The organism is Streptococcus chosunensis, assembly GCF_003626515.1.
Classification (GTDB): domain Bacteria; phylum Bacillota; class Bacilli; order Lactobacillales; family Streptococcaceae; genus Streptococcus; species Streptococcus chosunensis.
The window spans coordinates 1,215,540-1,223,009 of record NZ_RBCK01000001.1 but is presented as its reverse complement, the minus strand read 5'-3'; the positions used below and the strand labels follow the sequence as shown (position 1 = coordinate 1,223,009).

Here is a 7,470-nt window from a genome sequence, read left to right as displayed (position 1 = left end):
ACACCTGTACCCATGCCGAACACAGAAGTTAAGCCCTAGAACGCCGGAAGTAGTTGGGGGTTGCCCCCTGTGAGATATGGAAGTCGCTTAGCTCTAGGGAGTTTAGCTCAGCTGGGAGAGCATCTGCCTTACAAGCAGAGGGTCAGCGGTTCGATCCCGTTAACTCCCATTTAAGCGGGTGTAGTTTAGTGGTAAAACTACAGCCTTCCAAGCTGTTGTCGCGAGTTCGATTCTCGTCACCCGCTTTGAACTTTGTTCAATTACCAAGTTTTTTAACTTGGGCGCGTAGCTCAGGTGGTTAGAGCGCACGCCTGATAAGCGTGAGGTCGGTGGTTCGAGTCCACTCGTGCCCATAAAGTTTGGTCCGTTGGTCAAGGGGTTAAGACACCGCCTTTTCACGGCGGTAACACGGGTTCGAATCCCGTACGGACTATTTTGGAGGATTACCCAAGTCCGGCTGAAGGGAACGGTCTTGAAAACCGTCAGGCGTGTAAAAGCGTGCGTGGGTTCGAATCCCACATCCTCCTTTTGTATTAACGCGGGATGGAGCAGCTCGGTAGCTCGTCGGGCTCATAACCCGAAGGTCGTAGGTTCAAATCCTGCTCCCGCAATAAGGCTCGGTAGCTCAGTTGGTAGAGCAATGGATTGAAGCTCCATGTGTCGGCGGTTCGATTCCGTCTCGCGCCATTTATATATTTTGGAAGGGTAGCGAAGAGGCTAAACGCGGCGGACTGTAAATCCGCTCCTTCGGGTTCGGGGGTTCGAATCCCTCCCCTTCCATTTTACGGGCATAGTTTAAAGGTAGAACTAAGGTCTCCAAAACCTTCAGTGTGGGTTCAATTCCTACTGCCCGTGTTAATAGAATTATGGCGGGTGTGGTGAAGTGGTTAACACACCAGATTGTGGCTCTGGCATGCGTGGGTTCGATCCCCATCACTCGCCTATTTTATATTATTGGGGTATAGCCAAGCGGTAAGGCAAGGGACTTTGACTCCCTCATGCGTTGGTTCGAATCCAGCTACCCCAGTTACTATTTGCCGGCGTGGCGGAATTGGCAGACGCGCTGGACTCAAAATCCAGTGTCCGCAAGGACGTGCCGGTTCGACCCCGGCCGCCGGTATAGTATAGAGTAAGGAACGTTGTAAATCTTCGTTCCTTTTTATATTATTTTTGGTATAATAATACTTATCCAAATTTTATTTAGATTATGAAAGTGTAGGGAAGTATGTCTCGTTCTAGCGAATTGTTAAAACTTCGGTATTTGAAAAATATTAAAGAAAATCCTGAATTGTTTGTCGGGATTGAGCTGGAATATCCTGTTACAAATTTAGAAGGGGATGCTACAGATGTTGAAGTTATCAAGCGGTTATTTCGTTATCTAGTTTCTGCTTTGAATTTAGCTGTAGAAAAGGTGGATGATTTTGGGAATCCTATTCAGCTAGTGGATCCAGTAAGTCAGGATGCTATTTTATTTGAAGTTTCCTATACCACGATAGAGTTTGCATTTGGTAAGGCTGAAACGATACAAGAGGTTGAAGAACGTTTTAGTATTTATATGGAAGCAATCCAGAAGAAGTTAGCTGAATCAAATCATGCTATTGTTGGCTGTGGTATTCATCCCAACTGGGATAAAAATGAGAATTGTCCCGTGGCTTACCCACGCTATCAGATGTTGATGGACTATTTGAATTTGAGCAGAAATGTTACTAAATCAAACTTACATCAATTCCCTGAATACGGAGCGTTCATTTGTGGGAGTCAGGTTCAGTTGGATGTTTCAAAGTCTAACTACTTACGAGTGATTAATGCTTTTACCCAAATTGAAGCAGTTAAGGCTTATTTATTTGCCAATTCTGAGTTTTTAGGTGCGGATTGGAATACGAAAATTTCAAGAGATATTTTCTGGGAAGAATCGATGCATGGTATCTATCCAGAAAACGTCGGGGTCAATGTTAGACTCTTTAAAGATGAGGATGATTTTTTTGATTATCTAGATCATTCTGCAATTTTTACTGCGGAACGTGATGGGCAAACCTATTATTTTTATCCAATTCAGGCAAGGGACTATTTGGTTACACCTGAAATTCAAGCATTTGATCTTAATGGGGATGTGGTTCCTATTTACCCTCAAGAAAAGGATTTTGAAACTCATCGTAGTTACCAGTATCAAGACTTAACGACTCGCGGAACGGTTGAGTTTCGTAGTGTGTGTACCCAGCCTCTAGATAGAACCTTCGCTTCAGCAGCTTTTCACTTGGGGTTGTTGGTTAATTTAGATAAGTTAGAGGCTTACTTAGCAACAGCACCTTTCTTTGAGTCATTTGGTCATGATTACAAGTTTTTAAGGAGACAATTTTCTAAGAAGAAGCTCACAGATGAGGAAGAGACTACGATTATTGGATTTTCCAAAGACTTACTCCTGCTAGCTGAGGAAGGACTGGAGATGAGAAATAAGCAAGAAATGACCTTTTTACAGCCTTTGAAGGAAGAATTGAGCCTATAATTTCTCTTATAAAGGGAGAATTTTCTGAAAAATCATGATATAATGGAAGAGACTATAGATAAAGGATAGAGAGTAATGACATTAGTTTATCAATCAACGCGTGATGCCAACAATACAGTAACTGCCAGCCAAGCTATTTTGCAAGGTTTGGCGACGGACGGTGGTTTGTTTACACCGCTTACTTATCCAAAGGTAGATTTGGACTTTGACAAATTGAAAGATGCTTCTTATCAGGAAGTTGCTAAGTTAGTTTTGTCAGCATTTTTAGATGACTTTACAGCTGAGGAGTTGGACTACTGTATCAATAATGCCTACGATAGCAAATTTGATACTCCAGCTATCGCACCATTAGTGAAATTAGACGGGCAATACAACCTGGAACTTTTCCATGGTTCAACGATTGCCTTTAAGGATATGGCCTTGTCTATCTTGCCATACTTTATGACGACAGCTGCTAAGAAACATGGTTTGGAGAACAAGATTGTCATCTTAACAGCAACATCTGGTGATACTGGGAAAGCTGCTATGGCAGGATTTGCAGATGTACCTGGTACTGAGATTATCGTCTTTTATCCAAAGGATGGTGTCAGCAAGGTTCAAGAGTTGCAAATGACCACTCAGACTGGTGATAATACTCATGTTATAGCTATAGACGGTAACTTTGACGATGCCCAAACAAATGTGAAGCATATGTTTAACGATGTGGCTCTTCGTGAAAAATTGGCTACCAACAAGTTGCAATTTTCATCAGCTAACTCTATGAACATTGGTCGTCTGGTACCACAGATTGTCTACTATGTTTATGCTTACGCTCAGTTGGTCAAGACTGGTGAGATTGTGGCTGGTGATAAGGTCAATTTCACAGTGCCAACTGGAAACTTTGGAAATATCTTGGCTGCCTTTTATGCTAAGCAAATTGGCCTACCAGTTGGTAAATTGATCTGTGCTTCAAATGACAATAATGTCTTGACAGACTTCTTTAAAACACGTGTTTACGACAAGAAACGTGAGTTTAAGGTAACAACTAGCCCATCTATGGATATCTTAGTATCTTCAAACTTGGAACGCTTGATTTTCCATCTTTTAGGAAATGATGCTATTAAGGCTGCTGAACTCATGAATGCCTTGAACAAGCAAGGACAATATGAGTTGATAGACTTTGATGCAGAGATTCTGGAACTATTTGCAGCTGAATATGCGACTGAGGAAGAAACTTCGGCAGAAATCAAACGTGTTTATCAAACAGATACCTATATCGAGGATCCACATACGGCGGTTGCCTCGGCAGTTTATAAGAAATACCAAGCGGCTACTGGCGATGTGACTAAGACAGTGATTGCTTCAACAGCGAGTCCATACAAGTTCCCGGTAGTTGCTGTAGAAGCGGTAACAGGGGAATCAGGCTTGACAGACTTTGAAGCCTTGGCTCAATTACATGAAATCTCAGGAGTAGTTGTGCCACCTGCAGTTGATGGGCTTGAGACAGCTCCTGTTCGTCACAAGACAACAGTAGCAGCTGCTGACATGCAAGCAGCGGTTGAGGCTTATCTAGGACTTTAAGACAGAGGGAGTAAACTCGGTTGGGAAACCAACTGAGTTTCTTTTCATCAGGAGGAAGGATTGTTTAAGGAAAATAAAGATATTCTTAATATTGCCTTGCCAGCTATGGGCGAAAACTTTTTGCAGATGCTCATGGGGATGGTGGACAGTTATTTGGTTGCTCATTTAGGATTGATAGCCATTTCAGGCGTATCAGTAGCTGGGAATATTATCACGATTTATCAGGCGATTTTCATTGCTCTGGGAGCTGCTATTTCAAGTGTTATTTCAAAAAGTTTGGGGCAGAAGGATCAATCTATGCTAGCCTATCATGTGACTGAGTCCTTGAAGATTACCTTACTATTAAGTTTCCTTTTAGGATTTTTGTCCATCTTCGCTGGGAAAGAGATGATAGGATTTTTGGGGACGGAGAGAGATGTAGCTGAGAGTGGTGGACTCTACCTATCCTTGGTAGGCGGATCGATTGTTCTTTTGGGCTTGATGACCAGTCTGGGTGCCTTGATTCGTGCAACGCATAATCCACGTCTGCCTCTCTATGTTAGTCTTTTATCCAATGCCTTGAATATTCTTTTTTCAAGTCTAGCTATTTTTGTTCTGGATATGGGGATAGCTGGTGTTGCTTGGGGGACAATTCTGTCTCGTTTGGTAGGTCTTGTGATTTTATGGTCGCAATTAAAGTTGCCTTTTGAGAAACCGACTTTTGGTTTAGATAAGGAACTATTGACCTTAGCGTTGCCAGCAGCTGGAGAGAGGCTCATGATGAGGGCTGGAGATGTCGTGATCATTGCCTTGGTTGTTTCTTTTGGAACGGAGGCGGTGGCTGGAAATGCAGTCGGAGAAGTCTTGACCCAGTTTAACTATATGCCTGCCTTTGGCGTCGCTACTGCAACGGTCATGATGGTGGCCCGAGCAGTTGGGGAGGATAATTGGAAAAAAGTAGCTAATTTGAGCAAGCGAACTTTTTGGCTTTCTCTGGTCCTCATGTTGCCTTTGACCTTCAGTATCTATGCCTTGGGTGTACCACTAACTCATCTCTATACGCCTGATCCTCTAGCGGTTGAGGCTAGTGTTCTAGTGACACTGTTTTCACTACTTGGTACTCCTATGACGATAGGAACAGTCATCTATACAGCAGTCTGGCAGGGTTTGGGCAATGCTCGGCTTCCCTTTTATGCGACAAGTATAGGAATGTGGTGTATCCGCATTGGAACGGGATATCTGATGGGGATTGTGCTTGGTTGGGGCTTGCCCGGTATTTGGGCCGGAACCCTTTTGGATAATGGTTTTCGTTGGTTATTTCTACGTTACCGTTACCAGCGTTATATGATCTTGAAAGGATAGGAAATGCAAAAAACAGCTTTTATTTGGGATTTAGACGGGACTTTATTGGATTCTTACGAAGCGATTTTGTCAGGGATTGAGGAAACTTTTGGTCAGTTTGCTATTCCTTATGATAAAGGGAAGGTGAGGGAGTTTATTCTCAAGTATTCTGTTCAGGATTTGCTTGTGCAGGTGGCGGAAGAGAGAAAGCTGGATGTGGAAATGCTAAATCAGGTGCGTGCACAGAGTCTGGCTGAGAAGAATGCTCAGGTAGTTTTGATGCCAGGTGCGCGTGAGGTGTTGAATTGGGCGGACGAATCAAGAATTCAGCAGTTTGTTTACACTCATAAGGGAGACAATGCTCGTACCATTCTCAGAGACTTGGGTTTGGAATCTTATTTTACAGAGATTTTAACCAGTCAGAGTGGTTTTGTGCGGAAGCCAAGTCCAGAAGCGGCTAACTATCTGTTAGGCAAGTATCAGTTGGATTCTGAGAAGACCTATTATATAGGGGATCGGACTCTGGATGTGGAATTTGCCCAGAATAGTGGGATTCAAAGTATCAACTTTTTAGAGTCGACTTATGAAGGAAATCATAGGATTCAAGGGTTAGCAGATATTCCTTATATTTTTGGGGATTGGGAACGATAAGATTGTGTCAGTTTTGTGACAGAGACCTAACAAACTATTTCAAGTAACCGAGTTTGTTACAAGGAATAGACAGTTCTGTTAAATAGGCCCGAGAGGGCTTTTTTTCTGCATTTTTTGTGTTATCATAGACAGGTACTCATTTGAAAGGAATTTGAAAGAATGAAGAAAAGAATATTATTAGCCTCAACGGTAGCCTTGTCATTTGCCCCAGTATTGGCAACTCAAGCAGAAGAAGTTCTTTGGACTGCACGTAGTGTTGAGCAAATCCAAAATGATTTGACTAAAACGGATAACAAAACAAGTTATACCGTTCAGTATGGTGATACCTTGAGCACCATTGCAGAAGCCTTGGGTGTAGATGTTACAGTTCTTGCGAATTTGAATAAAATCACTAATATGGACTTGATTTTCCCAGAAACTGTTTTGACAACGACTGTCAATGAAGCAGAAGAAGTAACGGAAGTTGAAATCCAAACACCTCAAGTAGATTCTAGTGAAGAAGTGACAACTGCGACAGCAGATTTGACAACCAATCAAGTGACAGTAGATGATCAAACTGTTCAAGTTGCAGATCTTTCTCAACCAATTGCAGAAGCACCAAAAGCAGTAGAGACTACAAGTACAAAAGAAGTAGCATCAAGTTCAGAAGTTACAGAGACAGTGACTGCTTCAGAAGAAGTCGCGCCTTCTACAGGAACTTCTGTCCCAGAGGAGCAAACAGCAGAAACAAGTAGTGCAGTTGTAGAAGCAGCTCCTCAGGCAACGACTCAAGCTGAGAAGCAAGAAACACAAGCAAGCCCTCAAGATGAGAAGCAGGAAGCACAAGCAAGTCCTCAAGCTGAATCAGCAGTAGAAGCAACTACAGCGCCAGTAGAAGAAAAAGCAACCGAAACAACTGCAACAAGTTCAGAAGAAGCAAAAGAAGCTACACCAGCAGTTTCGACTTATCAACCAGAAGAGACGAAACCAGTTTCAACAACTTACGCAGCTCCAGCTGCGCCTGATTATGCTGGACTTGCAGTAGCAAAATCTGAAAATGCAGGCCTTCAACCACAAACAGCTGCCTTTAAAGAAGAAATTGCTAACTTGTTTGGCATCACATCCTTTAGTGGTTACCGTCCAGGAGACAGTGGAGATCACGGAAAAGGTTTGGCTATTGACTTTATGGTACCAGAAAGCTCAGAACTAGGGGATAAGATTGCGGAATACGCTATTCAAAATATGGCCAGCCGTGGTATCAGTTATATCATCTGGAAACAACGTTTCTATGCTCCATTCGATAGCAAATATGGGCCAGCTAATACTTGGAACCCAATGCCAGACCGTGGTAGCGTGACAGAAAATCACTATGATCACGTTCACGTTTCAATGAATGGATAAATCAGACTTTGTAATATCATTTTGACGAATGAGATTTAGCTTTCGTGATAGGAAGC

5 protein-coding genes, 12 tRNA genes and 1 rRNA gene are annotated in these 7,470 nt (G+C 42.7%); all 18 read left to right on the top strand.

Annotated elements, in window-relative coordinates:
- A 5S ribosomal RNA gene (rrf, locus tag D7D54_RS05840) occupies positions 1-92 on the top strand; the annotation flags it as partial.
- Positions 93-96: 4 nt separating this feature from the next.
- Positions 97-169: transfer RNA gene (locus tag D7D54_RS05835), tRNA-Val, on the top strand.
- A 5-nt stretch (positions 170-174) separates the two neighbouring features.
- A tRNA-Gly gene (locus D7D54_RS05830) sits at positions 175-245 on the top strand.
- Between the two features lie 34 nt (positions 246-279).
- Positions 280-353: transfer RNA gene (locus tag D7D54_RS05825), tRNA-Ile, on the top strand.
- A gap of 8 nt (positions 354-361) precedes the next feature.
- Positions 362-433 (top strand) — tRNA-Glu (locus tag D7D54_RS05820).
- Positions 434-437: 4 nt separating this feature from the next.
- Positions 438-527: transfer RNA gene (locus D7D54_RS05815), tRNA-Ser, on the top strand.
- Between the two features lie 10 nt (positions 528-537).
- Positions 538-611 (top strand) — tRNA-Met (locus D7D54_RS05810).
- 3 nt (positions 612-614) lie between these two features.
- A tRNA-Phe gene (locus D7D54_RS05805) sits at positions 615-687 on the top strand.
- Positions 688-699: 12 nt separating this feature from the next.
- Positions 700-780 (top strand) — tRNA-Tyr (locus D7D54_RS05800).
- A gap of 4 nt (positions 781-784) precedes the next feature.
- Positions 785-855, top strand: a tRNA-Trp gene (locus tag D7D54_RS05795).
- Positions 856-869: 14 nt separating this feature from the next.
- Positions 870-942, top strand: a tRNA-His gene (locus D7D54_RS05790).
- A 13-nt stretch (positions 943-955) separates the two neighbouring features.
- Positions 956-1,027 (top strand) — tRNA-Gln (locus tag D7D54_RS05785).
- A gap of 9 nt (positions 1,028-1,036) precedes the next feature.
- Positions 1,037-1,120, top strand: a tRNA-Leu gene (locus tag D7D54_RS05780).
- A 105-nt stretch (positions 1,121-1,225) separates the two neighbouring features.
- Positions 1,226-2,503 (top strand): glutamate-cysteine ligase family protein, encoded by a 1,278-nt coding sequence (locus D7D54_RS05775; RefSeq protein ID WP_120719013.1) that lies wholly within the window; start codon positions 1,226-1,228, stop codon positions 2,501-2,503.
- Positions 2,504-2,578: 75 nt separating this feature from the next.
- Positions 2,579-4,063 carry a threonine synthase gene (thrC, locus tag D7D54_RS05770; RefSeq protein ID WP_120719012.1) on the top strand — a complete coding sequence of 495 codons (1,485 nt, stop codon included), beginning with the start codon at positions 2,579-2,581 and terminating at the stop codon, positions 4,061-4,063.
- A 60-nt stretch (positions 4,064-4,123) separates the two neighbouring features.
- A complete protein-coding gene (locus D7D54_RS05765; protein ID WP_120719011.1) occupies positions 4,124-5,404 on the top strand; it encodes an MATE family efflux transporter in 1,281 nt (426 codons plus the stop codon).
- A 3-nt stretch (positions 5,405-5,407) separates the two neighbouring features.
- Positions 5,408-6,034, top strand: a complete 627-nt coding sequence (locus tag D7D54_RS05760; RefSeq protein WP_120719010.1) for an HAD family hydrolase — start codon at positions 5,408-5,410, stop codon at positions 6,032-6,034.
- Positions 6,035-6,193: 159 nt separating this feature from the next.
- Positions 6,194-7,414, top strand: a complete 1,221-nt coding sequence (locus D7D54_RS05755) for a LysM peptidoglycan-binding domain-containing protein (RefSeq protein ID WP_020902443.1) — start codon at positions 6,194-6,196, stop codon at positions 7,412-7,414.
- The last annotated feature ends 56 nt before the right edge of the window (positions 7,415-7,470 follow it).